This is a genomic window from Pseudomonas sp. NBRC 111132, from assembly GCF_001320565.1.
In the GTDB taxonomy this organism is placed as follows: Bacteria; Pseudomonadota; Gammaproteobacteria; order Pseudomonadales; family Pseudomonadaceae; genus Aquipseudomonas; species Aquipseudomonas putida_P.
This window is the reverse complement of the sequence record NZ_BCBI01000053.1, coordinates 1-22,743: the sequence shown is the minus strand read 5'-3', so window position 1 is coordinate 22,743 and position 22,743 is coordinate 1. Positions and strand designations below refer to the sequence as shown.

Annotated in this window: 23 protein-coding genes and 2 pseudogenes; 6 read left to right on the top strand and 19 right to left on the bottom strand. The window is 56.6% G+C overall.

Annotation, left to right across the window (positions count from 1 at the left end):
• Window positions 1–14: 14 nt before the first annotated feature.
• Window positions 15–2,021: an NAD-dependent DNA ligase LigA gene (ligA, locus tag APH35_RS21825; RefSeq protein ID WP_060515483.1), complete on the bottom strand. Its 2,007-nt coding sequence runs from the start codon at window positions 2,019–2,021 to the stop codon at window positions 15–17.
• Between the two features lie 122 nt (window positions 2,022–2,143).
• Between ligA and APH35_RS21820 the strand changes: the two genes are divergently transcribed.
• Window positions 2,144–3,040 carry a recombination-associated protein RdgC gene (locus tag APH35_RS21820; protein WP_060515482.1) on the top strand — a complete coding sequence of 299 codons (897 nt, stop codon included), beginning with the start codon at window positions 2,144–2,146 and terminating at the stop codon, window positions 3,038–3,040.
• A gap of 80 nt (window positions 3,041–3,120) precedes the next feature.
• Window positions 3,121–3,501 (top strand): hypothetical protein, encoded by a 381-nt coding sequence (locus tag APH35_RS21815; protein WP_060515481.1) that lies wholly within the window; start codon window positions 3,121–3,123, stop codon window positions 3,499–3,501.
• Window positions 3,502–3,678: 177 nt separating this feature from the next.
• On the opposite strand, the gene trbC is transcribed toward APH35_RS21815, so the two are convergent.
• From trbC to APH35_RS21795, 4 genes are read right to left on the bottom strand one after another with little or no spacing between them, the layout of a single operon-like run.
• On the bottom strand, window positions 3,679–4,410 hold the full coding sequence (trbC, locus tag APH35_RS21810; protein ID WP_256213816.1) for a type-F conjugative transfer system pilin assembly protein TrbC: 732 nt from the start codon (window positions 4,408–4,410) through the stop codon (window positions 3,679–3,681).
• The gene (locus APH35_RS21805) at window positions 4,358–5,395 is read right to left on the bottom strand and encodes a TraU family protein (protein ID WP_060515480.1); all 1,038 of its coding nucleotides are present in this window, start codon (window positions 5,393–5,395) and stop codon (window positions 4,358–4,360) included. Before APH35_RS21805 ends, trbC begins: the two co-directional genes overlap by 53 nt.
• Window positions 5,392–6,090 carry a type-F conjugative transfer system protein TraW gene (gene traW / locus APH35_RS21800; protein WP_082425845.1) on the bottom strand — a complete coding sequence of 233 codons (699 nt, stop codon included), beginning with the start codon at window positions 6,088–6,090 and terminating at the stop codon, window positions 5,392–5,394. Before traW ends, APH35_RS21805 begins: the two co-directional genes overlap by 4 nt.
• A gap of 36 nt (window positions 6,091–6,126) precedes the next feature.
• The gene (locus APH35_RS21795) at window positions 6,127–6,924 is read right to left on the bottom strand and encodes a DsbC family protein (protein ID WP_060515479.1); all 798 of its coding nucleotides are present in this window, start codon (window positions 6,922–6,924) and stop codon (window positions 6,127–6,129) included.
• A gap of 110 nt (window positions 6,925–7,034) precedes the next feature.
• Here APH35_RS21795 and APH35_RS21790 point away from each other — a divergent pair, with 110 nt between their 5' ends.
• Complete coding sequence (locus APH35_RS21790; protein ID WP_060515478.1) at window positions 7,035–7,763, top strand: hypothetical protein; 729 nt, start codon at window positions 7,035–7,037, stop codon at window positions 7,761–7,763.
• A 78-nt stretch (window positions 7,764–7,841) separates the two neighbouring features.
• Here APH35_RS21790 and APH35_RS21785 read toward each other — a convergent pair whose 3' ends face one another.
• The 6 genes from APH35_RS21785 to APH35_RS21755 form a co-directional block, all read right to left on the bottom strand.
• Window positions 7,842–8,105 (bottom strand): hypothetical protein, encoded by a 264-nt coding sequence (locus tag APH35_RS21785; protein ID WP_060515477.1) that lies wholly within the window; start codon window positions 8,103–8,105, stop codon window positions 7,842–7,844.
• Between the two features lie 34 nt (window positions 8,106–8,139).
• On the bottom strand, window positions 8,140–8,364 hold the full coding sequence (locus APH35_RS29495; RefSeq protein WP_060515476.1) for a hypothetical protein: 225 nt from the start codon (window positions 8,362–8,364) through the stop codon (window positions 8,140–8,142).
• 138 nt (window positions 8,365–8,502) lie between these two features.
• Window positions 8,503–8,751: a hypothetical protein gene (locus tag APH35_RS21775; protein WP_060515501.1), complete on the bottom strand. Its 249-nt coding sequence runs from the start codon at window positions 8,749–8,751 to the stop codon at window positions 8,503–8,505.
• Between the two features lie 11 nt (window positions 8,752–8,762).
• A complete protein-coding gene (locus APH35_RS21770) occupies window positions 8,763–9,026 on the bottom strand; it encodes a hypothetical protein (protein ID WP_060515475.1) in 264 nt (87 codons plus the stop codon).
• A gap of 300 nt (window positions 9,027–9,326) precedes the next feature.
• Window positions 9,327–10,817: a hypothetical protein gene (locus tag APH35_RS21765; RefSeq protein ID WP_060515474.1), complete on the bottom strand. Its 1,491-nt coding sequence runs from the start codon at window positions 10,815–10,817 to the stop codon at window positions 9,327–9,329.
• Between the two features lie 1,174 nt (window positions 10,818–11,991).
• Window positions 11,992–13,050, bottom strand: coding sequence for a tyrosine-type recombinase/integrase (locus tag APH35_RS21755; protein ID WP_060515472.1), 1,059 nt, complete (start codon window positions 13,048–13,050; stop codon window positions 11,992–11,994).
• A gap of 251 nt (window positions 13,051–13,301) precedes the next feature.
• On the opposite strand from APH35_RS21755, the gene APH35_RS21750 reads away from it, so the two are divergent.
• Window positions 13,302–14,162, top strand: coding sequence for a hypothetical protein (locus APH35_RS21750; RefSeq protein ID WP_060515500.1), 861 nt, complete (start codon window positions 13,302–13,304; stop codon window positions 14,160–14,162).
• 95 nt (window positions 14,163–14,257) lie between these two features.
• On the opposite strand, the gene APH35_RS21745 is transcribed toward APH35_RS21750, so the two are convergent.
• The 8 genes and pseudogenes from APH35_RS21745 to APH35_RS29780 all read right to left on the bottom strand — a co-directional run.
• The gene (locus tag APH35_RS21745; RefSeq protein ID WP_060515471.1) at window positions 14,258–14,917 is read right to left on the bottom strand and encodes a hypothetical protein; all 660 of its coding nucleotides are present in this window, start codon (window positions 14,915–14,917) and stop codon (window positions 14,258–14,260) included.
• A gap of 170 nt (window positions 14,918–15,087) precedes the next feature.
• Window positions 15,088–15,378, bottom strand: a complete 291-nt coding sequence (locus tag APH35_RS21740) for a hypothetical protein (protein ID WP_060515470.1) — start codon at window positions 15,376–15,378, stop codon at window positions 15,088–15,090.
• A 58-nt stretch (window positions 15,379–15,436) separates the two neighbouring features.
• Window positions 15,437–15,952, bottom strand: coding sequence for a hypothetical protein (locus tag APH35_RS21735; protein WP_060515469.1), 516 nt, complete (start codon window positions 15,950–15,952; stop codon window positions 15,437–15,439).
• Window positions 15,949–16,356 (bottom strand): hypothetical protein, encoded by a 408-nt coding sequence (locus tag APH35_RS21730; RefSeq protein WP_060515468.1) that lies wholly within the window; start codon window positions 16,354–16,356, stop codon window positions 15,949–15,951. Before APH35_RS21730 ends, APH35_RS21735 begins: the two co-directional genes overlap by 4 nt.
• A 214-nt stretch (window positions 16,357–16,570) precedes the next feature.
• Window positions 16,571–17,059, bottom strand: coding sequence for a group II intron maturase-specific domain-containing protein (locus APH35_RS28535; RefSeq protein ID WP_256213815.1), 489 nt, complete (start codon window positions 17,057–17,059; stop codon window positions 16,571–16,573).
• Between the two features lie 212 nt (window positions 17,060–17,271).
• Window positions 17,272–17,530: pseudogene (locus APH35_RS28530) on the bottom strand (Tn3 family transposase); the annotation flags it as partial.
• A gap of 20 nt (window positions 17,531–17,550) precedes the next feature.
• The gene (locus tag APH35_RS29785) at window positions 17,551–18,009 is read right to left on the bottom strand and encodes a methyl-accepting chemotaxis protein (RefSeq protein ID WP_255260238.1); all 459 of its coding nucleotides are present in this window, start codon (window positions 18,007–18,009) and stop codon (window positions 17,551–17,553) included.
• Between the two features lie 87 nt (window positions 18,010–18,096).
• Window positions 18,097–18,855 (bottom strand): annotated as a pseudogene (locus APH35_RS29780) (PAS domain-containing protein); the annotation flags it as partial.
• 263 nt (window positions 18,856–19,118) lie between these two features.
• Between APH35_RS29780 and APH35_RS21720 the strand changes: the two are divergent.
• Window positions 19,119–19,679 carry a recombinase family protein gene (locus APH35_RS21720; RefSeq protein WP_003124096.1) on the top strand — a complete coding sequence of 187 codons (561 nt, stop codon included), beginning with the start codon at window positions 19,119–19,121 and terminating at the stop codon, window positions 19,677–19,679.
• Window positions 19,680–19,681: 2 nt separating this feature from the next.
• Window positions 19,682–22,648 (top strand): Tn3 family transposase, encoded by a 2,967-nt coding sequence (locus APH35_RS21715; protein WP_001138070.1) that lies wholly within the window; start codon window positions 19,682–19,684, stop codon window positions 22,646–22,648.
• Window positions 22,649–22,743: the final 95 nt, after the last annotated feature.

Genomic DNA, 22,743 nt, shown 5'->3' with positions numbered 1-22,743 from the left:
CCGGCCTGTAAACCTCAGCCCGCGGCCGTGGCCAGCAGCCGAGCCTCATCCCATATATCAATGTCTAGCTCCCGGGCAGCTTCGAGTTTCGAGCCTGCTTCTTCGCCGGCAACGACGAAACTGGTTTTGCTTGAAACCTTGCTGGAGACCTTCCCCCCTGCTCCCTCGACCAGGGCTTTGGCAGCCTCTCTGCTAAGGGTTGGAAAAGTGCCAGTGAGGACGACGACCTTGCCCTTCAGCGAGGTTCCACTGATGGCAATGAAGTCGTTCGGTGTGGTGATCACGGCTAGGCGATCCGCCTCAGCACCGAGTGTTGAATCCTCGAAGAATCGGGTGATGTTGGTGGCGGTACCGTCTCCAACATCCGCGGTGGCCAGCAGTTGCGCGTATGTCGCTGCGCGGAATGCTGACCAGGACCCGAACTGCGCCGCCAGAGCTTTGCTGGTGGCCTCGCCGACACCCTCGATCCCCAGCGAGAAAATGAACCGCGGGAGTTCAGGAGCCTTGGAGCCCTCAATGCCCACGATCAGGTTCTTCGCGGAGACCGTCCCAAACCCCGGGAGCGGTGCGACTACCTTGTCGTTCAGGCTGTACAAGTCGGAGGGCATGCTGATCAGGCCGGCGGCGACCAGAGTAGAGACCGACTTGTCGCCCAGGTTGTCGATGTTCATTCCCAGCCGAGAGCCGAAGTGAGCGAGCTTGCCCTGCTTCTGTGCTGGGCATTTGATGCCACCTGGGCAATACAACTCGACGGCGCCCTGCAGGCGAACTAGGGGGCTATCGCACGACGGGCACTTTGTCGGCATCACATAGCGGGAGAGGGACTCATCGCCGATCGAGGGCACTGTCCGAACGATCTCCGGTACCACATCCCCAGCTCGGCGAACGATAACGGTGCTACCGACCTTGATGCCCTTGGCCTCAATCTGATCAGCGTTATGGAGAGTGGCGCTGGACACCACTACACCTCCGACTCGCACAGGTTTAAGCTTCGCCACAGGGGTTGCAGGCCCAGTTCGGCCGATCTGCACCACGATGTCTTCGACGATGGACACGGCCTCTTCTGCCGGATACTTAAACGCAATGGCGAAGCGGGGGGTGCGATTGTTCCAGCCAAGGCTTTCTTGGTCGGCAAGGGAGTTGACCTTGAATACGACGCCGTCGATGGCTACTGGGAGGTTGGTTCGATTCGCACCCACCTCATCGTAGAACCCTTTGATGCCATCCCAGCCGCGGACCACGGTCGTTTCCGGGGCGATGCTGAATCCGAGCTCAAGCAAGCCCTCAATGATCTTCCACTGTTTGGTTGTCTTGAACGCAGGCGTGCCATCGAGCTCCTGGGCTCCATACGCGTAGAAGGACAGCCTCCTGGAGGCAGTCACCTTGGGGTCCAACTGGCGCATACTGCCGGCGGCGCCGTTGCGGGGGTTGGCGAGGGTCTTCAAGCCCTGGCTCTTGAGGCGCTCATTCACGATCTCAAAATCGCTATTGAGCATGACAACCTCGCCACGAACCTCCAAATCAATGGCCGCAGGGAGGGTCAAAGGCAAGTTCAGGATGGTTTTGGCCTGTGCCGTTACATCCTCCCCGGTCGTACCATCCCCGCGGGTGACTGCGCGAACCAGGACGCCAGCCAGGTATCGCGCCGAAAGCGCTAAGCCGTCGTACTTCAGTTCAGCGGTGAACTCGATGTCCGCCGGCTGTGACAGCTCATCCAGCACAGAGCTTGCAAATGCCCGTGCCTCTTCCTCGTTCATGGCGTCCTTGAGCGACAGCATTGGCACATCGTGTGGTGCTTGGACGAACTCCTCCAGAACCCGGCCACCGACCCGCTGCGTTGGTGAGTCGGCGGTAGCCAGATCTGGATACGCAGCTTCCAGTTGCTCCAGTTCACGAAACAGGAGGTTGAATTCTCCGTCCGGGATCGTCGGGGCATCGAGTCGGTGGTACGCATCCATGTGTCCAGCGACCTCTGCACGGAGTTGAAGAAGGCGTTGCTCAACCTGGGCGAATTCAGACATGGTTTTTCCACTGGCAGGATAGGTGTGTGCATGATTATAAATCTGCCAGTATTATGCGTACATGTTTCTTTTTCGTGCGCCAAATTGTGCTGGCGGTAAGCCGGCCAGGAGTGAGTTGCATCATGTTTTCGAACCTTCACCTCTACCGGATTACTGAGCCCTGGGGCTTGTCTACGGCCGACCTTGCGAAACGGCTGGAAAAAAAGGCTTTCACCCCTTGTTCGGGTAGCGTCACCAAAACCCAGGGGTGGGTGGAGCCCCGCGTGGGCGGTGGTCTCGTGCTTGAGGTGCAGAAACAGATCCTGCTGAATCTGTGCTTTGAAGAAAAGAAAGTCCCAGAGCCGGTGTTGCAGCGACACGTGGCAAAGAAGGCGGCCAAAATGCTCTCAGAGAAGGGCTACAAGCCCAGCCGGGACCAGCTGAAGGCGATGAAGGACGAAGCGTTTATCGAACTTCTGCCCAGGGCATTCGAAGCACAGAGCACGGAAAAGGTGTGGATCGATACCGCGGCGGGGCTGATCGGCATTGACTGTGGCTCACCGGCGAAAGCCGATGATGTTGTCACTCAAATCCATGATGCCATCGATATACCCGCATCACTGATTCGGACCTCGATGGACCCCTCCTCTGCGATGGCCACCTGGTTGATGAACAACGAATCCCCTGACGAATTCACGGTCGACCGTGAAGTCAACCTGCAGGGGCTGGACCTTGAAAAGTCAAAGGTGGGTTACGCCTCGATCAGCCTGGAGCGAGAAGAGATCCGCCAGCATCTACTGGAAGGTCGGCGGCCCGTACGATTGGCCATGACGTTCAATGAAGAGGTGTCTTTCGTTTTGACGGACAAGTCGACCCTCAAGCGCATCGTCTTCCTCGAAAACGTGAATAAAGAGATTCCCGATGAGGAGGATGAAGAGGCCGCATTCGGTGCAATGTTCCTGACTTACGCTGGCGTGCTGTCAAAGCTCGTGCCCGCTCTAATGGAAGCGCTCGGCGGCGAGGAGGCAGCACAGGGGTAATCAGATTTGTAGATGCGTGATGTGCATTACCGGGTACTAGGCAAACGCAAGGCTTAGCCACTCAACCCGGGAGAATGACCATGAAACTGACTATCGACACCGATGTTTGCAAACGTAAGGCTCAAGCTCTGTCGCTTGAACTCGCTCTGTTCATCACCGCGTGCTGCATGCGCTTGAAACTGCTCTGTGAGATTGCTGTGATGCTGGCAAAGGCCGGTTACTACAGGATGTTCTTCTCGCAAATCTACACCACCAGCAACATTGATGTTGACGGTTTCCGTAACGTGTTCGAGCTTGAAGGTTATCCAAGCGTCACGCCTGGCCATGTGCGCTTGCAGTATCGCCAGACGGTGAACGGTCACGAGAAGGCTCGCACCAGCATGCTGGTTACTGTGCAGGAATGGGATGCAGTGGCCCGCCGTGTGGCATTCGGTTCTGGGCGCTTGGCGCAAGCCGATTAACGTTTTACAGCACCCGGCCTCACCTGAGGCCGGGTTTTTTATTACTCGCCGTACAGCGCGTCCCATGCCTCTTGGACTGCTTCGTCCGAGGCGTCGCTGAGCTCACCCAGGCTGACGGTCGCATACCCACTGGCATGTTTCACGAGAAGCCCAGCGCGATGCCGGGCTTGATCGTGATCAGTGGACGGTGCCTGGGGCTTGTTGTTTGTAGATCTTCTGCAACCTGGCCTCGGCAAGCTTCGCGATCTCAGGCTGCGCACGGAGGCGGATGGTATCCAGGGCCAACATGGCGCTGATGTCGCCAGTGATCGACGTGAAGGTAGCATCTGGTGAGCAGCCATCGTCCAGAACGGATTCTGCTTCTGCAGACGCCACGACGAACGTCGGTACCGATTCCACCTTGAAGGCCTTGAACAGATTGGGGTTGATCTCCCACGGCACACCGGCCTTGTTCACCTCCAGCGCAGCCTGTTTGGTCTGCATCTGGGAGCCGTTTTTAAACCCTCTCACGACCATGACGGCACCGGTTTCACGCGCCTGTTGCGCCAGCCGCTCAAGCGTATCTTTCGGCATTGAGAACGACACGAAGATGATGAAGTCGTTCGCGCCATGGCTAACCTTCTTCCCGTCCTTGGCCGCGTTGAATCGGGCAATCACGTCGTCGAGCGATTCAGTCTTGGTGGGTGCTGGGGCGTCAATGACCGGTACCGTGGCCTTGAACGTGCCCGGCTTCACCGGATCAATCTTCCCGTTCAGAGCGGCACTTCGAGATGCCGCCTGCTCCTGCATGATCTTCTGGATAGCTTCGTTGGAAGGAATTTCCAGCTGCTGGGACACGGCAGGCACGGCGATGAAGCTAGTTACTAAGAGTAGCGCCGCCGCAGCAGTCGCGTTTACGGAAAATGCCATAGCCAAAGTCCTTGTAACCTGGGAGAGGGAACTCAGTGTTCGATTCGGTCAGAATGGTCGACCGCCCGATTGGAGAGCAGCACTTGCCTGCGATTTTTGCGGTCTCAGGCTTGGGGTAGAGGCGAGTCAGCTTGTACTGCCGCTTGTCCATGATGATCTGCGGGTAGTAGCCGCACATGGCGTCACCCCCCATTGCCGCCCACTGGGTACCAGCGGCATGCAGTTTTGCGAGGATTCGCGTGGTTTGCAGCCGGGCGGTTTGCTCCATGCTCAGGTGCGCCTCGTTTCGGCCGGTCAGCGGGTACATGTGACCGTACGAGCCGGCGGCCCAGAAGATCGTGGACAGTGGAAAGCCCGCGGCGGCGGCAACGGCATCGGCGGACATGGCCCCAATCGCCAGCATGCTTCCGAACGGGAATGCGTATGGCGTCAGGATGCCGGCGAGCTCGTCGTCGTTGTGGGTGGGGTCTGCAAAAGACATCCAGGGGACGTCGATACCGCGGTTGTCCATGCAGGTATCGTCCAGGATGGCGCCCATCACATACATGGCCGGGTTGATGTAGAAGTTGACCTGCATGAACGAGTCGCGTGTGCTCCCGATGCCGCTGCTCTGATCGTCAGAGATGTAGCCGAAGGCGTCTGCGTTCACGCCTACGTTGACTTTCACCCCACCAAGCAAGGGGAAGCATCCAGGCACCGTGGTAACGTCGGTCATCATGTCGAACTCCCAGAACGATGTGGGAATGCCGACCTTGGGCGGGTTGTCGCACGTGCAGAATGCGCTTTTGTTCCCACTGTCGAAGTCCTCCTGGCCATCGGAGATGAGCTCCGTTGAACCGAAAAGCTTGATCGGGAACATGCAGGACCAGCAGACATCCGAAATCAGGTTCGGGAATTTACCGGTGCACACGCCTTCATCGGCAGAGCTGACCGGACTGAGCAGGGCCGTTGCCACAAAGCCCAGGGCCATAAGCAGTTTCTTCATAGCTTCAACTCCTCGATCTGGAGTTCCCTGCCCTTTTGGGTCAGGACCGCGGGAACGCGCTCGATCCCGAACTTCTTCGTGAGGATCCCCATCTGGTCGAAGTAGACCGGGCGACCCCACTCCCGGTTGAGCTTCAGGAACGAACCCGCGACCAATATCACTTTGTCCCGGGGATGCTCATCGGTGCGCTTCTTGGCGTACTGCAGCTGCTTCGGATCGCGAGCGTCGATGAAGATGATCGCTTTGCTGAGGGTGATGTGGTCCAGCGGGTTGATGCGAGTGCCCGCCGGCACCAGGATGTTGCCCAGATGATCTTTGACGGTCTCAGGGTACGTGTAGGTCGGGTCGTACATCCTGATCTGTGGCTCAACGACGGGCCCAATGCCGGGTACCGGCTTGGGGTTTTCTGCTCCGGCCAACTGCTTGTCGCGGTAGTCGTTCCAGAACTTGTCGAGTTCGCCTTTCTTGTCCATCGCTTTCAATCGACCTTGGATCATGTCGATTGCATCCTGCTCCTGGATCTCCCAGGTGTTTCCGTACTTGCCGAGATCTTCGGCATGAACAGTGGATGACGTGAGGTAGAGGGCGGTAAGGAAAGCGGATGCGCATAAGCGGCGTAGCTTCATCACAACTCCAATGAGAATGCCCAGCCCGGGGCTCATGATGATCAGGTGATCAGAAACCAACGTGGCCATCGAAATGGCCACGTGGAGAAAACTGTCGGAGGGGGATCAGGAACCGCCGTTGAGGAAGTTATCCAGGCGCTCAAGTGGTACCAGCCCCGGCAGCTTTCGGCCGTCTTCGCTCACCATGGCTGGGGTGCCTTGGAAGCCGATGCTTTCAGCCAGGGCGATGTTGCGCTCGATTGGGTTGTCGCATTTCTTCGCCGGAGGCTGGGTGCCATGCGCCAGTGCTTCCCATGCTGCAGCCCGGCCCGATTCAGGCAAACACCAAACCGATTCTGCTTTGGCGCGAGCCTGCGGGTGCAGTGAGTCAAGCGGATACATGAAGGTGTAGATCGTGACGTTGTCGAGCTTGGCCAGGACGTCCGATTCCAGGGTTTTGCAGAACGGGCAGTCAGGGTCAGAGAACAGGTAGAGCTTGCGGGCGCCGTTGCCCTTCACGCGAGTGATCGCATCGGCCAGAGGAAACTTCGATACGTCGATTTTCTCAGCGGCAGCTCGCTTAGGTGCCGTCAGGTCCTTGCGGGTCTGCATGTCGTAGACGCTGCCGAACAACAGGTAGCGACCTGAAGCGTCGGTATAGGCAATGTTCTTGCCCATGGTGATTTCGTAGAGGCCATCAATCGGCGCCCGCTCCACGTTGGTGAAGTTGGTGGAGGGGTATTTGCCCTTGAGCGTGTTGAGCACGGTCATGATCTCGATGTCAGCAGCTGGCGCCGCTGCCGCAGCAGCTGGAGCGATGGCTGCTGCAGGGGCCTGAGCCACCTCTGGTGCAGTAGACTCGGCCTGGGCGAATGCAGCCAGCGAGCAACTGGCGAGAGCGATAGCGACAACGAGCTTTTTCATCGGTTACCTCAGATTTAGAAATGGCATCGGTAGAATTATGTGTACGTGTGATCATATACTAGCAATACCGACAACGCGTGACTATACGCAGCGAGTATTAAAAGAGAGTTATGGATACCACAAAGCCGCCATCTCACCCGTTGCAGCAACTGCAGCACGCCTATCACGCCATCAACGAGCGTTTCTTTTCCGGGGCATTGCCTGGCTGTGAAATCGGATTTTCGACACGCCATGGATCTGAAGGCCATTACCGGCCTGGCGCTCTTCCGAGCGGGGAGCTCTGCCCGGCCCTGGACCAAATCGCCATCGGGGCGCACCTTTCGAGCAGCAAGATGATCGAATCGCTGGCGCATCAGGCCTGTCATCAGTACCGCCAGCACTCCGGACCGCCCCCGCGGCGGTCCTACCACGACCAGGTCTGGGCCGAGAAAATGGTCGAGATCGGTCTGCAACCGTCCAGTACCGGTATGCCTGGTGGCCGAGTGACTGGGCAGAAGGTGTCGCACTACCTTCTCGAAGGCGGGGGCCTGAGTCTCCTCATCCGCGAGCTTCACGATCAAGGGCTGAATATCAATCTGGCGGGTGCGGCCGGGCCTGCTGGTGCTGGCCTCCGAAGCGCGAACAAAAAAGCCTGGGCCAGAACGAAATACACATGTGCTGGCTGCAACAAATCTGTGCTCGGCGGCGACCAGTTCAACCTGGTGTGCGGTGATTGCCAGCTGCCGCTAACGGCTGAGGTATCTACTGCGGGAGCGATCGAGCGCGAAGGCGCCGAGATGTCGACGTCGGGTGCAATACTGCATTCGTCAGCCAGAACTCTGGTGCAGCCGGCGGCATAAAAAATCCCTCGAACCAATGGTCCGAGGGATGGTGAAGCAGTTATGCAGAGCTGGTTCGCTCGCAAGAATCCAAACGGCTCATGTCCGGCCTGCATTCTCCATTACGTTGCTTTCCGGGATAGGAATCCCGTAGTGGTCGGCATCGTGGTACACCGATGAGTTCGGATTGAGGAATGACAGATCCTCAACGACCCAACGTCCTCCATTGCTACCTCCTACGAGGAAACAGCATGTGGTGCCAGCAGGTACGTCAATTTGGTAAGCGCTTCGGCCCACCTTCAGCTCGATTGTGGCGGCGATGACGGTCTTGCCCAGTTTTGCGACAGGGGTGCGGGTGCTCATGTGTATCTCCTGAAAGGCGTTTATTGCTGGCAGATCAATAAGTGAACAGGTCACCCGCAGATCCATTGCCGTTGTTGAACTTCGTGTCACGAGGCACTTCGAACCAGCTGTAACCGTCCCAGACCTCCAGCGTTTCGCCAGACACACGTGCATCGAAGTAGCGCCCGCCCAGCTTCGGGTGGTAGGCGTAGATGCCCGCCCCTTTCATCAGGTGATCTTCAATTTTCTTCCTTGCTATAACTGCGGTGAGAGTGGCCATCGCCTGCTCCATTCATGTGAGGTGTGCCGAGGCACTTGAGTCGCCATCTGGCGTTGAACTTGCCTTTGGGGATGTCCCTCATGGGCCTATAAATCCACATGAAAAACCCGGCGCGTGGCCGGGTTGGATGGAGCGTTTCTAAGCTTGCAGCTGGTAGCTACCAGTTACCTTGGTACCGCGCATGGCGCTGTAGTAATTGACGCGTTCGATGAAGGGGATGGCCTTCAACGCGGTTGAACTGAAGCCATGCGCTGAGCGGATGGTCTCAATGGTGCCTCCTGTTGAAAGCTCCCAGAGGAAAATGGTGCCACCATTGGCATGCACCGCTGCTTTACGGGTGATCTGCGCGTCTTTCATCAGTCGCGAGGCTTCGATGATGGGATGCATACCGCCACCCTTCACTTAGCTTTGGTGTTGGCGACGAACGATTCGAGTTCCTTAACGGTCGAGCCGAAATTTACTTTCTCGCAGAGCCCTTCGATCTCTTGGATGGACAGAGGGGTGAGCTGTCCGGAATTGCTTGCGATATCAAGCAAGCCCGGAGCTGCTGACTCGCCGCTTCGAAGGAACTCCTGATAGTGGCGAAGTGAGGCGAGGATCGTACCTTGTTCACGGTCATCGACCAGAACTGCAGTTTGAGTTGCTTGGATTTGCTTGGACATGCTGAATCTCCTGAATGAAACAGGTCTTGCGATGACCTGGTCCCAGGAGATGGTGAGCATCGAGCAATAAAGCTGGGCTCGGTTTGAGGTAGGGGTGCTGATGCGAGTGTGCGAGCTCTGCTCCGGTGATAGGCCGACAGGACAGAGCTCAGCTCCAATGTGTGCTGGTTTCTCTACTTTGGTTGGTCAGCCATGGTTGTACACTTGGTGCGGTAGCCATGCGGAGTTTTTTTGTTGAATCCGATAAATCCTCAGGAATTCGGCCCTGCTCGCGCACACTCCGAGGCAGAGCCTGATACCTCAAACCGCAGGTTCAATATCATCGATCATGAAGTCTAGTTCAGACCGCAAATAATCAAAGCGAGCATTAGCGACTACATCTGGATATTTGGAATCCATGAATGGGGAAACCATCCACCCTTTATGCTCGCTTTTTGATCGCTCTTCAAAAAACTCCGTCAAGCCAACCTGACTAATGACCTGAATTGCGATCTCATACTCCTCAATCGACATGATTGTGTATGGGTACTGATCTACCATGCTCTTTTCAAGACCAGCCTTGTCTAGGAGATTAAGAATAGCGTCTTCAAGTTTCTGGAAGATGGATGGGCCAAAGAGATACCAGTTTGAGAGAGTCAATACAACCGGGTAGAGTTTCCGACCCTCTGGCTTCCATGGCGTATACTCACTAACTACATCCGCCAAATTCTTGTAGTTCTGAACGACGAATTTTGCCAGATGATTAACCTCTTTCTCTAGAGCGCCCTCCTCTAGCTGGTAACGAGCTGGAAGTCCAAGGCGCTTCGATTTACACTCAATAAGCATAGCCGCCGATCCATCGTACACATACCAGTCCACCCCATCCTTCTTAGTCTTTTTAACGAAATACTCCTCTCCCGCTCGAATTGATAGATTGCCCGTTGTTATAAGCTCAGCACTTATTTCACCAACATATCGTTCAACCGCCGCCCCGTATGGATTCTCAAACCCCTCAATTCTTCCCAAGTCAAAAAATAAGCCTTCCGACACTCTCGACAAGATAAAATGAGGAACCGGGCAAATTACAATATTAGGGGCCTCTGGAAAAACACGAACCAAAGGTGTACTTTGCAAAGGGTTGATAGTGTACGACCAGTTCTCATTGTATTCTTGAACTGACTTGGTCCGCTCTCGGAGGGGCTGAAAATCCATCACAATCAAGTTGAAAAATGAATCCCGTTGCTGATCAGAAATTCCGAGCTGTGTAAAATCAGTATTCAGATCATATGAATTTTTTGAGATGAACGCACCGGCTGTCGCCATACCTAGGAGATAGAATTTCTTGATAGTGAGGCCAGTCTCCTTCTCCAAAAGGGCTTCAACCTCAGGCGCTCTGTAAATCCTAAAGTATCGAGCAAGCCGCAATTCGACAGTGTGGGCCTGCCAGGGGAACTGTTGCTGAATGATCCGATGCACTTCTTGGAAGATCATCTTTTCAAGGCGGCCGTGCACCTGTTGATCTTGCAGCTTCCTGACTTTCTCGATGGCGGAAACAAAATCTCTTAAGTCAAAAAGGTTTTTTGTAGCACCCACTCCAGAGTTCAAGATCACCTCACGCGCAAGGATATCGAGCTCCCAAGGAAATACTACACCCTTTATAGAACACTTGCCCTTTGGATGAATGCGTGAAAAGTGCAGAGGAATAGATTCCCCATATTGGATATTCTGAAAAAACCGACATATTTGTAGAAGGGCTGCAGTACGGTCAAGCTTGGCAACAAAATTACGAAGTGGCTTGTAATGGTGATACATCAGTCTTCCCTGATTATTTGACGTCAGAAAAAAGCTTAGAAACTAAGCACGATATTGCGTAGTACTTTACACTATCCCTCGGCGCTGGGCACTGCCACTATCTTGCTTGTCGAGACGACTACCGAGGCTTATTCGGATAACCTTTGTCCATGGCAGCGAAGCTTGAAATCCAACTCATCGGCCGATTTTGGCGACCTGATGTCTCTGTTTGTGAGACTCACAACTGATGGCAGGGAGGTAGCAATGGTGATGGCCTGCATAGAAGCCGAAAATGGACGTGGCCAACAAGCTTATGTCGATTACAGCACTTCGTATTCTGCACCAGGGACAACTGCAGCCTACAGAGTACCTCGACCCGTTCGAGCCATTGATCGGGCGTGGCTATTATCCCCCACCCCTCGTTGTCCTCGGTACCTCCCGCGGATTAGCCACTAGGGGAATTCAGGTGGCTGATAAGCGAAAGATCAGGAACTCATGATTATCGCCTGCATGCCAGGCTCTCGCGATCGAGGAGGCCGAGTACTGGAAGCAGTTCAGCCGGCCAGCATAGGGTGAATCTGGCTGGACCGAGGATGTTTTGAACCGATCAAAATCATAGCCCGCACGGTTGGAGGCTTGGCTCGGTTGATAGGCTGCATGCTGAGCTCGTTATCTTCCCGGCGCTGCTGCTGTTCGTGTGAGAGTATGGTGGCCATCGTTGTCCCTATTGGGTTAAGGCAGAAGTCGCGCCTGGAACGCGTACCTATACGCCTCGTGCTTCTGAATGCATGGGTTGCCTTTCCCCATTCCGATACTGTGAGTATTTATAGTGCTGATTAGAGGGTTTTAAAGCAGTGTATAAGGATGCCTAATCCTCTAGAAGCGGCTAATTTCCGCCATTTTATGGGGCGCAAGCGATGGTCTGAAGAATTTTATAGATCCATGTTGCATCGCCAGCGGAATCGGTGTCTAATAGGCCCCATGCAGGCGATCAAGCCTCAACCTACCCAATCTCCTGAAAGGCTGGGAAAATCAACCGAAAGGTTGAACTTGCGACCACAAGGCCCGCTACTTCGTAGTGGGCCTTGTGGTTTCTGGCGTTCGTGAATCATGCGCGTTTCTTACGCAGTGCATGGGTTCGCTAAACAAGAGTCCGCAGAGGGCGGAGGTGATCACGCCTCTACCCAACTACAGATCACTCCCCTTGTTCTGTGCCTTTGGTGGACTGCCGCCACAGTTTCCAGGACTCATAAAGCCGCTCGGCGGATACGGGCTGTGCAAAGCCCATCCATTCCGCCACCAGGGCCGGCGTTTCACCTCTTTCGAACAACTCAGCCGCAAAGGTATTACGTAGGGTCTGCGGGCTAGCTCGATGCTCAGGATCGCGAATGGCCTTCACCCCGGATTCGACGATCACGGCCTCGGTGATGCGGTTCACCGTCGACGGGTTGATCGAGGTGATTTTGCGACCGTTCTTGACCACCGGCGTGATGTCGCTCGGGAACACCAGGTCGCCCTCGGTACCGGCCTGATGGCGGATGTGCAACCAGGTGGCCAGCGCCCGGGCGGCGTAGTCAAACGGCTTGGTCCGGTGCTCGAACTTCGAATCCGCATAGGAAATGATGATCCATGGGGCGGCTTGCGGGGTGATGCAATTAACAGTCAGGCCGACGATGTCCTGCACCTTGAGCCCAGCCCCCACACACAGACCCACCATCGCCCGATCGCGGGCTTCGCGCCAGCGCCCCCGCTCGTTCTGCGCCGTCAGCGGCGCCACCAGGTGATTGGCCAGCAGCTCGGCTTCCTGGGGCCGCAGAAAGCTCGTAGGCAGGTTGCCGTCGACATCCTTCCATTTGACCCCTTCAGCCCTCAACGCCTGCGCCGCCGGGTTGAGGAAGCCTGGCTCTTCCTTTTCCTTGAACAGGTCGGCCAACACCCGTTGTATGAGTTTGCGGTACCGGTCGCGCTGCGGCCTATTGTTCACTCGCTTTTCGTTCTTCTCGATCTCAGGGGTTAGGCTATCTAGGAAGTCTGAAATATTGCTTGCATCCACTTCGTCTAATTTAATGCTCTTTTGCTCAATCCAGTCGACAAACCGGCCCCACTGCGAGCGATAGACCTCCGCGGACGATATTCGAATGCGGGCTGAGGTTCCCCTGCCCGCTTGCTGGCTGATCCAGTGGTCGAATGTCTCCTTGGGCCGTTCATTCCAAGAAGGACTGTCAGGTTTGAAGAGGTCTTCAGTAGCGCTCATGGGCGACTCCGGAGGTACAGGATGGACGGGAGCTAGGTCGGCCTGCTCTGACTGTTAATTGCATGTCGATGAAGTGTAGTGGAGAACATTTGTACTCGCCTGGTTTTTTCACTGACAGAATGGGGTGTGCCTGGCGCCGGCACTGCGGGCCGAGAGGGACCGGCGGCTTCAAGAGCACAGAACAAGGGAGGGGGTATTCGTGCGTGTGTGGCATCCCTGAGGGCAAGTTCAACTACTTTCAGGAGTTCGCCATGAACAACGTATCGCTCATCAGCTTCATCAACCTGCTGCACAGCGCCTCCCACGTGCAGCTGACGCTGCCCGGGCTTACCACGCGCTGCACTGCGGAGGTCGAGCAAACGGATTCAACCATCACCCTGCTTCGCCTGTTGTGGTCGAGCAACTGCGAGACGCTGATCACTGCTGAGGCACTGTCGGCTGGTCACTGGGTCGACGACACGTTCCACTGCCTGGATATTCACGGCCGCGAGGTGACGCTGCAATTACTGCAGACGACAACAATCAAACCCGACTGCAGCACGCCGAACGAGCTCGATGCCTTGCTCCGTGAACTGTTGCTGGAAGCTAATCGCCGCCGGCACTTGCCAACCAAGCCCATGCAAAATGCCCTGCAGGTAGCTGTCTGGGAAGGTTCGAAGTCAGTCCGACGGTTGCTGTTCCCGCAGATGCTTGCAACGCTGAACACCGTCCAGGAAACACTCACCAAAGCCGCGCAACTCGGCGTATGGGACTGGGCCTCGATGCCGCAACTGCGTGACCAGGTCACGGCTGCGCTCGCGGCTGATTACGGTACCGAGGTCACCTGGAGTCCGGATTGCGTCTACGACCACCTGGACAGCGGTGAGATCCTCGATTTCTTCGCGGATCTTCGCAAACGCACCGACACTCTGGATGAAGAATCCGAGCTGGTATGGCGAGTCTTGGTCATGGCGGTCAACCTTCTGGAGAAAAAGCAGCTCCACGAGTTGCTCCAGGGCCTGCGTCAACGACTGGAAGACACGAACGACGACATGCGCGAGCTCTGCTCTCTGCCTGTCGCTGATTTGCTGCGACTGATCGCAGACACTGAGGCTGATGCCGAGGGGGTATAACGCTCTACCCGCCCCGACCTTGTGTCGGGGCTTTTCTTTGGGCAAAAGAAAACCGCCAGTCCGAAGACCAGCGGCGGATGGAGCGTTTGTGTGGGCTATGCCGATTTCAGCACATAGCGCTTCTGCGGAATGAGCACTGTTTCTTCGACGACGTTTAGGCTCAGCATGTCGATGAAGGTTGAGCGGATATTGTCACAAGCATTGTCAAATGCCTCGACGACCTCCACGCGGTTCGCGAGTTGGTCCAGAGACCATTCGTTGAAGTCTTCATCCTGGTCCAACGCCTGGCCAGAGACACGAAGCGTTTTGGGTGGATGCTGGAAGTTTAAACGACCTGCATGACCTTCGGCGCCACAGCGACCGCAGCGGTTGTCACCTTCGGAACAGCCTTGGTAATTGCGTTGAGAGCAGCTTCGGCAGTAGGACTGATAGCCGGTGGACTCCCAGTGGCTCTTCATGAGCACCAGATACCCGCTCGAACGTCCATTACTGCTGATGGTGAACTCGCCATTCATTTCCACGACGAAGTCCTCGATCACCAGAGACAAGTCATCCCAGTAGTCGACATTGAGCAGCTCAAAGGCCTTCTCTGTCTGCTCCCGATCCAGGCCAAGGGCATGAATCTTCACGCAGTGAGCGTAACTGGTGACGCGGTTCCAAGAGTTCATTGTGTCATAGCGATAATGACCAGCCAGGAAGCTGATCATCGCTTGACGATCGGTGCGGTCCACTGCGGCTTTTTGAAAATGTTGCATTGGAAAATCTCCTGTTGGCTGTATAACCGGAGATGTGCAACACAGAGCGGTAAATCCGGGCAATGGCGCGATCGGGGATCATAGGCCTGGGGCCGGCCCGGGCAGATCGAGTGCTGCAACGGCGAGTTGGCCCGCTGGGTTAGCCCACCCGCCTGGCAACGGTCTGGGCATCACCAAAACTGCGTGATAGGCCGGGTCTCAAAATTGTCGATGGCTTCCTTGTGCTGCTGGTAATGCTGCTCGTAAATCTTGATGTTGAGGCGGCAGAACTCTTCCAGCTCAGGCTCGGGTAACCGCGGCGAGAATAGAATCACTGGCCGCTGGTCCTGATCTGCGAACTGCAGGGTGCCGTCAGGGAACATCACCTGAGGTATCCCGCCCAATAGCATCTCAACTTTGGTAATGAACGGGGTGATCTTGGACTGCTCGGGCGCGAAAATGTGCATCACTTGATCGGTCATAGCGGTTATCTCCTAGGTCAATGGAACAGGGATGCGATTAGGTCCTCTGGTCCCTACATCACACCAGCTTCAGATGGGGTCTTTTAGGGTCGCCTATACGGACCTGCAGCGCCGGCTGCATGTGCATTACGTCAAAACCCATGGACTTGAACCACACAGGGTTCATCAACGTGCGTTTCTCGGTGGGGAGTTCGAAAAAACCGTTGTCCTCGGACCAGAATCGGCCGCTCACTGGATGAACCAGGTCAAGCTCACAGGTGCCGTCGGGATAGGCGCACACCACAAGCTCCCAGGACGGATCAGGGGGGATTGGCCATTGGTAGCCCGCCGGCCCCAGGCGCTTCCGAATTCCGCCGTCACAGCGGCCGGACAACCCATATACGAATGCACGGACATGCCACATCAAGACCGGGCGGTTTCGCTCAGTCCACCCTGCACATGCATGCCTGAATGCCTGGCGAACCAAAGGCCTTGGTAGGCCCCACTGAAAGCACGCAAGGCCCTTCTGATACATATCTTCGAAGTCGAGGTTGGGATAGCCTGCGTCGTCCGCTGCACGCTCCAAATAGTTCATGCTTCGCGCACCTCCGGGCGATGTGCAGACCATCCGAGACGGTACTCGTCCACCCTGGCCAGCGCGTCTGCTGCCGAGCGCTCGACTAGGGTTTGCGTTTCCCCATCGGTGTACAGGCAGCCCGTGGTATCCATCACGAGCGCAGCGCCGGCAAGGTCGATTGCCAGGATGTGGGTGTAGTTTTGGTGGCCTGCCAGGCTATTTTCACTTTGAGTAAGATCTCGACTGATCGGCCCTTTGGCGACCCCGCGGTATGGCTCTGGAACTGTCTCGGGCCATCCGTCGCAAAAGAATGACTCGACGAATTCCAGCAGGCCGATTCCGAGCTCGGCAGCGAAGCGTTTGATGCCCTCGATCGATGATCCATCCCACGACCATTCTTCAATCAAATTCCGATTGCACATGCTGGGTCCCTCCCTAAGGCTCCGGCACCATTGTGTGTGCACCAATTGAACCATGCATTCTAAATAATATCGATACTTTACACGTAAACATAAGTCGATTAGAGATAACTGTGGCCTGCAGTGAAGCACGCTCATCCTGCGGGATCGAGTAGGGTGGGGGATCACTCCCCCAGCCCTCTCACACCACCGTACGTGCGGTTCCGCATACGGCGGTTCAATTAATACGCTGGAGTCCCTGCACAGTGCTGCGCAGCGAGACCAGCCCCATTTTGACGAAGTACAGCGTCGGTACCGCCTGATTCATGTGCTTGGATGCCGAATTCCACCAAGGCCCTCGCCCATTCACGCTCGACTTCCACGCCCGCTCCGGCCTAAGCCCAAGTGAGATGAGTCGTCGTTCGCGGGTCTTCGGGGTTTTCCACTGTCGCCAGAGCAGGCAACGTAGTTTTCGACGCAGCCACCAATCGAGTTCATCCAGCGTCCGCATGTTCGCGGTAAGCCGGAAGTAGTTTGCCCAACCCCGCAGTACAGGGTTCAGCACCTCAATAGTGTGGGGCAAGGATCGTCCTCGCCCCTTGCGCAGCAACTCACGAACTCGATCCATCAGTCTTCGGAGGCTTTCGGGTGCAGCTCGCACCCGTGTCTCTTTGCGATAGATCGTGATCGCATAGCCCAGAAATTTTCGCTTCCAGGGTCGTGCCACTGCGCTTTTCTGCTCGTTGATACGCAGTTTCAGAGTAACCGTCCGGCCAGCACCCTCTCCTGACAGCCCTCCAAATTGGCCAAGATAGTGGACACCATTTTTTAGTGGACACTATCTTGGATACAGTTGCCCCAGCCCGTCGAGCCGGTCGCCGCCCCAACTTTCCGCTGGACTTTAAAGGGGTGCCCGCAGAATTCGGAAAAAATCGTACGCTAAGGTTTTCCGGGCAATCGTAGCGGCCTGAACTTCCCGACCTCCAGCCTGCGGCTCTGCCGCCAGACGTAATCGCCAGTCAGGTTGATGTGCTCCCAGCCCAGCGGCAACAGGTATTGCAGCAGCTCGCCGCCCACCGACTTGCCTCGACCAGCCCCAAGTGATGCGCTCCAGATACATCGTGTTCCATAGCACGATGGCCGTCACCAAGTTTGGGCTTCTGGCTCTGTAGCGCTGCGGCTCGAAGTTCCGATCCTGATTTTGCCTAAAACTGGACACTAGCTATTGTCTTTGAACAACGTCGATACGGTACGGGCAACATGGTCTGCACCGTCACTGATTTCACGCATAATAGTTGTTACAGTTGCGATCTGATCGTTGTTTTCTTCGGCGCTTCTAGCGATGCTGTTCATATCTATATTCAGTTGCTGAGTAAGCTTTCCGTTAGCAGTTACCACATTCTGGATTTCCACGGTGGCACTGCTAGTTCGAGCTGCCAACTGACGAACCTCGTCGGCTACTACAGCAAAGCCTCGGCCCATTTCACCCGCTCGGGCAGCTTCAATTGCGGCGTTAAGTGCTAGTAAGTTAGTTTGTTCTGCCACGCCTTGGATGGTGGTAACAATTTTCTCGATATCTTTAGCCTGAGCATTTAGCTGTGTAATCAAAATAACCGCACCGTTTATTAAATTAAGTGTGCTCTGAGATAATTCAATTGAACTAGCAAGGGACTCCATGCCCCGCACGGAAATTTGAGATGTCTCCTCGGCGGTGGTGAAGGAAAGCTCTGCGGCTTGACGGATTTCATCAGCCTTATGCTTCTGCGAGCTGACGTCGGTGGCAAATTTTAACACTTTCACAACCTGGCCGGCTTCATCAACGACGGGGTTGTAGGTGGCCTCAAGATAGATGGTCTCTCCCGATGCGGTCTTGCGCTCAAATTGCCCGCTGAAAAAAGTTCCTCCCTTTAAACTCTGCCAAAAATTTGTATTTTCTTGATAAAAATTATCGAAACAGAACATTCGGTGGTGTCGACCCTTGATATCGCTGAGGCGATAACCCATAGCACGGAGGAAATTCTCATTTGCATGCAGAATGTCACCGTTAGGTGTGAACTCGATCTCCGCCATCGAGCGGGAGATGGCTGCATGGACGGCTCTTAGTGAGAGTAACTCGTTTTCTCTCTGAGTGACATCTGAGCCAATCTTAATGATTTCAATAACTTTTCCATCTTGATTTTGAACTGGAATATAAGTAGCCTCAATCAATATTAAGTTACCGTCTTTGCGCAGCCGCCTAAATAAACTTGATAGAGGATGGCCGTCAGCCAATTTCTGCCAGAAGCGCGAATAATCAGCTGTGCTAGCATAATTCTTTTCGCAGAAAATTCTGTGGTGCTGCCCTGCTATTTCTTCGAGTTTGTAACCAAGCATCTCTAGAAAGATATTGCTCGCATAGATTACGCTCCCGTCTGGCCTGAATCTGATTTCCGCGACATTTCGATTTATTGAATCAAGCTGCCACTGTAGTTCTGAGAGCTTATTTTCTGTGTCCAGCAGTTGTTTGTTTTTATTGAAAAACATAATCATTACCTTTGTGCAAATAAAATAATACTTGGGGCCTAATTTATACTGTATCGGTTAGCGCAACCGCTTCTTGAGAGCATAGCTCTTTATAGTTGGTAAATTAGCGATTTGCAGCCATGTGTCATATTGAGCTATACCCTAACTTGGCGTCAGACCATCCGGCGCTAAATCGTCAGAATAGAGTTGCCTTCCGAATTGATTGACATACGCCGTCAAGGGTCATAGATTTCTTCCTGACACATTTCCCTCAGGAGGATACCTTGCACGGTCAGCGCATCGGTTACGTCCGCGTCAGCAGCTTCGACCAGAACCCAGAACGGCAGCTCGAACAGATCCAGGTGGATAAAGTGTTCACCGACAAGGCGTCGGGCAAGGACACACGGCGGCCCGAACTGGAACGGCTGCTCGCCTTCGTGCGCGAAGGCGACACGGTCGTGGTGCACAGCATGGATCGTCTGGCGCGCAACCTCGACGACCTGCGCCGCCTGGTGCAGGGCCTCACCCAGCGCGGCGTACGCATCGAGTTCCTTAAGGAGCATTTGACCTTCACCGGCGAGGACTCGCCGATGGCGAACCTGATGCTGTCGGTAATGGGCGCGTTCGCCGAGTTCGAACGCGCCTTGATCCGCGAGCGGCAGCGCGAGGGCATCGCGCTCGCCAAGCAGCGCGGGGCCTACCGTGGCAGGAAGAAATCCCTGTCGTCTGAGCGTATTGCCGAACTGCGCCAACGTGTCGAGGCTGGCGAGCAAAAGACCAAGCTGGCTCGTGAATTCGGAATCAGTCGCGAAACCCTGTATCAATACTTGAGAACGGATCAGTAAATATGCCACGTCGTTCAATCCTGTCCGCCGCCGAGCGCGAAAGCCTGCTGGCGTTGCCGGACACCAAGGATGAGTTGATCCGTCACTACACGTTCAGCGAAACCGACCTCTCCATCATCCGGCAGCGGCGCGGCCCGGCCAACCGGCTGGGCTTCGCCGTGCAGCTCTGTTACCTGCGCTTTCCTGGTGTCATCCTGGGCGTCGATGAGCCGCCGTTTCCGCCCTTGTTGAAACTGGTCGCCGACCAGCTCAAGGTCAGCGTCGAAAGCTGGGACGAATACGGGCAGCGGGAGCAGACCCGGCGCGAGCACCTGGTCGAACTGCAAACGGTGTTCGGCTTCCAGCCCTTTACCATGGGCCACTACCGGCAGGCCGTCCAGTTGCTGACCGAGATGGCCTTGCAGACCGACAAGGGCATCGTGCTGGCCAGCACCTTGATCGAGCACCTGCGGCAGCAGTCGGTCATTCTGCCTGCCCTCAACGCCGTCGAGCGGGCGAGCGCCGAAGCAATCACCCGCGCCAACCGGCGCATCTACGATGCCTTGGCCGAACCGCTGTCGGACGCGCATCGCCGCCGCCTCGACGATCTGCTCAAGCGTCGGGACAACGGCAAAACGACCTGGCTGGCCTGGCTGCGCCAATCGCCCGTCAAACCGAATTCGCGGCACATGCTGGAACACATCGAACGCCTCAAAGCGTGGCAGGCGCTCGACCTGCCTTCTGGCATCGAGCGGTCGGTGCACCAGAACCGCCTGCTCAAGATCGCCCGTGAGGGTGGCCAGATGACGCCCGCCGACCTGGCCAAGTTCGAGGCGCAGCGACGCTATGCCACCCTGGTGGCGCTTGCCATCGAGGGCATGGCCACCGTCACCGACGAAATCATCGACCTGCACGACCGCATCCTGGGCAAGCTGTTCAACGCCGCCAAGAACAAGCATCAGCAGCAATTCCAGGCGTCCGGCAAGGCGATCAACGCCAAGGTGCGGTTGTTCGGCCGCATCGGCCAGGCGCTGATCGAGGCCAAGCAGGCGGGCCGCGATCCGTTCGCCGCCATCGAGGCCGTCATGTCCTGGGATGCCTTCGCCGAGAGCGTCACCGAAGCGCAGAAGCTTGCGCAGCCCGAGGACTTCGATTTCCTGCACCGCATCGGCGAAAGCTACGCCACGCTGCGCCGCTACGCGCCGGAATTCCTTGCCGTGCTCAAGCTGCGGGCCGCTCCCGCCGCGAAGGACGTGCTCGACGCCATCGAGGTGCTGCGCGGCATGAACAGCGACAACGCCCGCAAGGTGCCCGCCGACGCGCCGACCGAGTTCATCAAGCCGCGCTGGCAGAAGCTGGTCATGACCGACACCGGCATCGACCGGCGCTACTACGAACTATGCGCGCTGTCGGAGATGAAGAACGCGTTGCGTTCCGGCGACATCTGGGTGCAGGGGTCGCGCCAGTTCAAGGACTTCGAGGACTACCTGGTGCCGCCCGCGAAATTCGCCAGCCTCAAGCAGGCCAGCGAATTGCCGCTGGCCGTGGCCACCGACTGCAACCGGTACCTGAACGACCGGCTGACGCTGCTGGAAACACAGCTTGCCACCGTCAACCGTATGGCGACGGCCAACGAGCTGCCGGACGCCATCATCACCGAGTCAGGCTTGAAGATCACGCCGCTCGACGCGGCGGTACCCGACACCGCCCAAGCGCTGATCGACCAGACGGCAATGATCCTGCCGCACGTCAAGATCACCGAACTGCTGCTGGAGGTGGACGAATGGACGGGCTTCACTCGGCATTTCGCGCATCTGAAATCGGGCGACCCGGCCAAAGACAAGAACCTGTTGCTGACCACGATCCTCGCCGACGCGATCAACCTGGGCCTGACCAAGATGGCGGAGTCTTGCCCCGGCACGACCTACGCCAAGCTGGCTTGGCTGCAAGCCTGGCACATCCGCGACGAAACCTACGGGGCGGCGCTGGCCGATCTGGTCAACGCACAGTTCCGCCATCCCTTCGCCGAGCACTGGGGCGACGGCACCACCTCATCGTCGGACGGCCAGAACTTCCGCACCGGCAGCAAGGCCGAGAGCACCGGCCACATCAACCCGAAATACGGGAGCAGCCCAGGGCGGACGTTCTACACCCACATTTCTGACCAGTACGCGCCATTTCACACCAAGGTCGTGAACGTCGGCGTGCGCGATTCGACCTACGTGCTCGACGGCCTGCTGTACCACGAGTCCGACTTGCGGATCGAGGAGCATTACACCGACACGGCGGGCTTCACCGATCACGTCTTCGCCCTGATGCACCTCCTGGGCTTCCGCTTCGCGCCGCGCATCCGCGACCTGGGCGACACCAAGCTCTACATCCCGAAGGGCGACGCCGCCTATGACGCGCTGAAACCCATGATCGGCGGCACGCTCAACATCAAGCACGTCCGCGCCCATTGGGACGAAATCCTGCGGCTGGCCACCTCGATCAAGCAGGGCACGGTGACGGCCTCCCTGATGCTCCGAAAGCTCGGCAGCTACCCACGCCAGAACGGCCTGGCCGTGGCGCTCCGCGAGCTGGGCCGCATCGAGCGCACGCTGTTCATCCTGGACTGGCTGCAAAGCGTGGAACTGCGCCGCCGCGTGCATGCCGGCCTGAACAAGGGCGAGGCGCGCAATGCGCTGGCCAGGGCAGTGTTTTTCAACCGCCTGGGTGAAATCCGCGACCGCAGTTTCGAGCAGCAGCGCTACCGGGCTAGCGGCCTCAATCTGGTAACGGCTGCCGTCGTGTTGTGGAACACGGTCTATCTGGAACGGGCTGCGCACGCGCTGCGTGGCAACGGCCATGCCGTTGATGACGCGCTGTTGCAGTACCTGTCGCCGCTCGGTTGGGAGCACATCAACCTCACCGGCGATTACCTCTGGCGCAGCAGCGCCAAGATCGGCGCGGGCAAGTTCAGGCCGCTACGACCGCTGCAACCGGCTTAGCGTGCTTTATTTTCCGTTTTCTGAGGCGACCCCCTTCATCGCGAATTGCACCGCCCAAGACGATCTGCACTGAAATCAATACTTTCTGATGCCTC

Excerpts from the sequence above, each read along its gene's own strand:
- ligA (WP_060515483.1), bottom strand. The coding sequence starts at position 2,021 with ATGTCTGAATTCGCCCAGGTTGAGCAACGCCTTCTTCAACTCCGTGCA.
- APH35_RS21820 (WP_060515482.1), top strand. The coding sequence starts at position 2,144 with ATGTTTTCGAACCTTCACCTCTACCGGATTACTGAGCCCTGGGGCTTG.
- APH35_RS21815 (WP_060515481.1), top strand. The coding sequence starts at position 3,121 with ATGAAACTGACTATCGACACCGATGTTTGCAAACGTAAGGCTCAAGCT.
- trbC (WP_256213816.1), bottom strand. The coding sequence starts at position 4,410 with ATGGCATTTTCCGTAAACGCGACTGCTGCGGCGGCGCTACTCTTAGTA.
- APH35_RS21805 (WP_060515480.1), bottom strand. The coding sequence starts at position 5,395 with ATGAAGAAACTGCTTATGGCCCTGGGCTTTGTGGCAACGGCCCTGCTC.
- traW (WP_082425845.1), bottom strand. The coding sequence starts at position 6,090 with ATGGCCACGTTGGTTTCTGATCACCTGATCATCATGAGCCCCGGGCTG.
- APH35_RS21795 (WP_060515479.1), bottom strand. The coding sequence starts at position 6,924 with ATGAAAAAGCTCGTTGTCGCTATCGCTCTCGCCAGTTGCTCGCTGGCT.
- APH35_RS21790 (WP_060515478.1), top strand. The coding sequence starts at position 7,035 with ATGGATACCACAAAGCCGCCATCTCACCCGTTGCAGCAACTGCAGCAC.
- APH35_RS21785 (WP_060515477.1), bottom strand. The coding sequence starts at position 8,105 with ATGAGCACCCGCACCCCTGTCGCAAAACTGGGCAAGACCGTCATCGCC.
- APH35_RS29495 (WP_060515476.1), bottom strand. The coding sequence starts at position 8,364 with ATGGCCACTCTCACCGCAGTTATAGCAAGGAAGAAAATTGAAGATCAC.
- APH35_RS21775 (WP_060515501.1), bottom strand. The coding sequence starts at position 8,751 with ATGCATCCCATCATCGAAGCCTCGCGACTGATGAAAGACGCGCAGATC.
- APH35_RS21770 (WP_060515475.1), bottom strand. The coding sequence starts at position 9,026 with ATGTCCAAGCAAATCCAAGCAACTCAAACTGCAGTTCTGGTCGATGAC.
- APH35_RS21765 (WP_060515474.1), bottom strand. The coding sequence starts at position 10,817 with ATGTATCACCATTACAAGCCACTTCGTAATTTTGTTGCCAAGCTTGAC.
- APH35_RS21755 (WP_060515472.1), bottom strand. The coding sequence starts at position 13,050 with ATGAGCGCTACTGAAGACCTCTTCAAACCTGACAGTCCTTCTTGGAAT.
- APH35_RS21750 (WP_060515500.1), top strand. The coding sequence starts at position 13,302 with ATGAACAACGTATCGCTCATCAGCTTCATCAACCTGCTGCACAGCGCC.
- APH35_RS21745 (WP_060515471.1), bottom strand. The coding sequence starts at position 14,917 with ATGCAACATTTTCAAAAAGCCGCAGTGGACCGCACCGATCGTCAAGCG.
- APH35_RS21740 (WP_060515470.1), bottom strand. The coding sequence starts at position 15,378 with ATGACCGATCAAGTGATGCACATTTTCGCGCCCGAGCAGTCCAAGATC.
- APH35_RS21735 (WP_060515469.1), bottom strand. The coding sequence starts at position 15,952 with ATGAACTATTTGGAGCGTGCAGCGGACGACGCAGGCTATCCCAACCTC.
- APH35_RS21730 (WP_060515468.1), bottom strand. The coding sequence starts at position 16,356 with ATGTGCAATCGGAATTTGATTGAAGAATGGTCGTGGGATGGATCATCG.
- APH35_RS29785 (WP_255260238.1), bottom strand. The coding sequence starts at position 18,009 with ATGGAGTCCCTTGCTAGTTCAATTGAATTATCTCAGAGCACACTTAAT.
- APH35_RS21715 (WP_001138070.1), top strand. The coding sequence starts at position 19,682 with ATGCCACGTCGTTCAATCCTGTCCGCCGCCGAGCGCGAAAGCCTGCTG.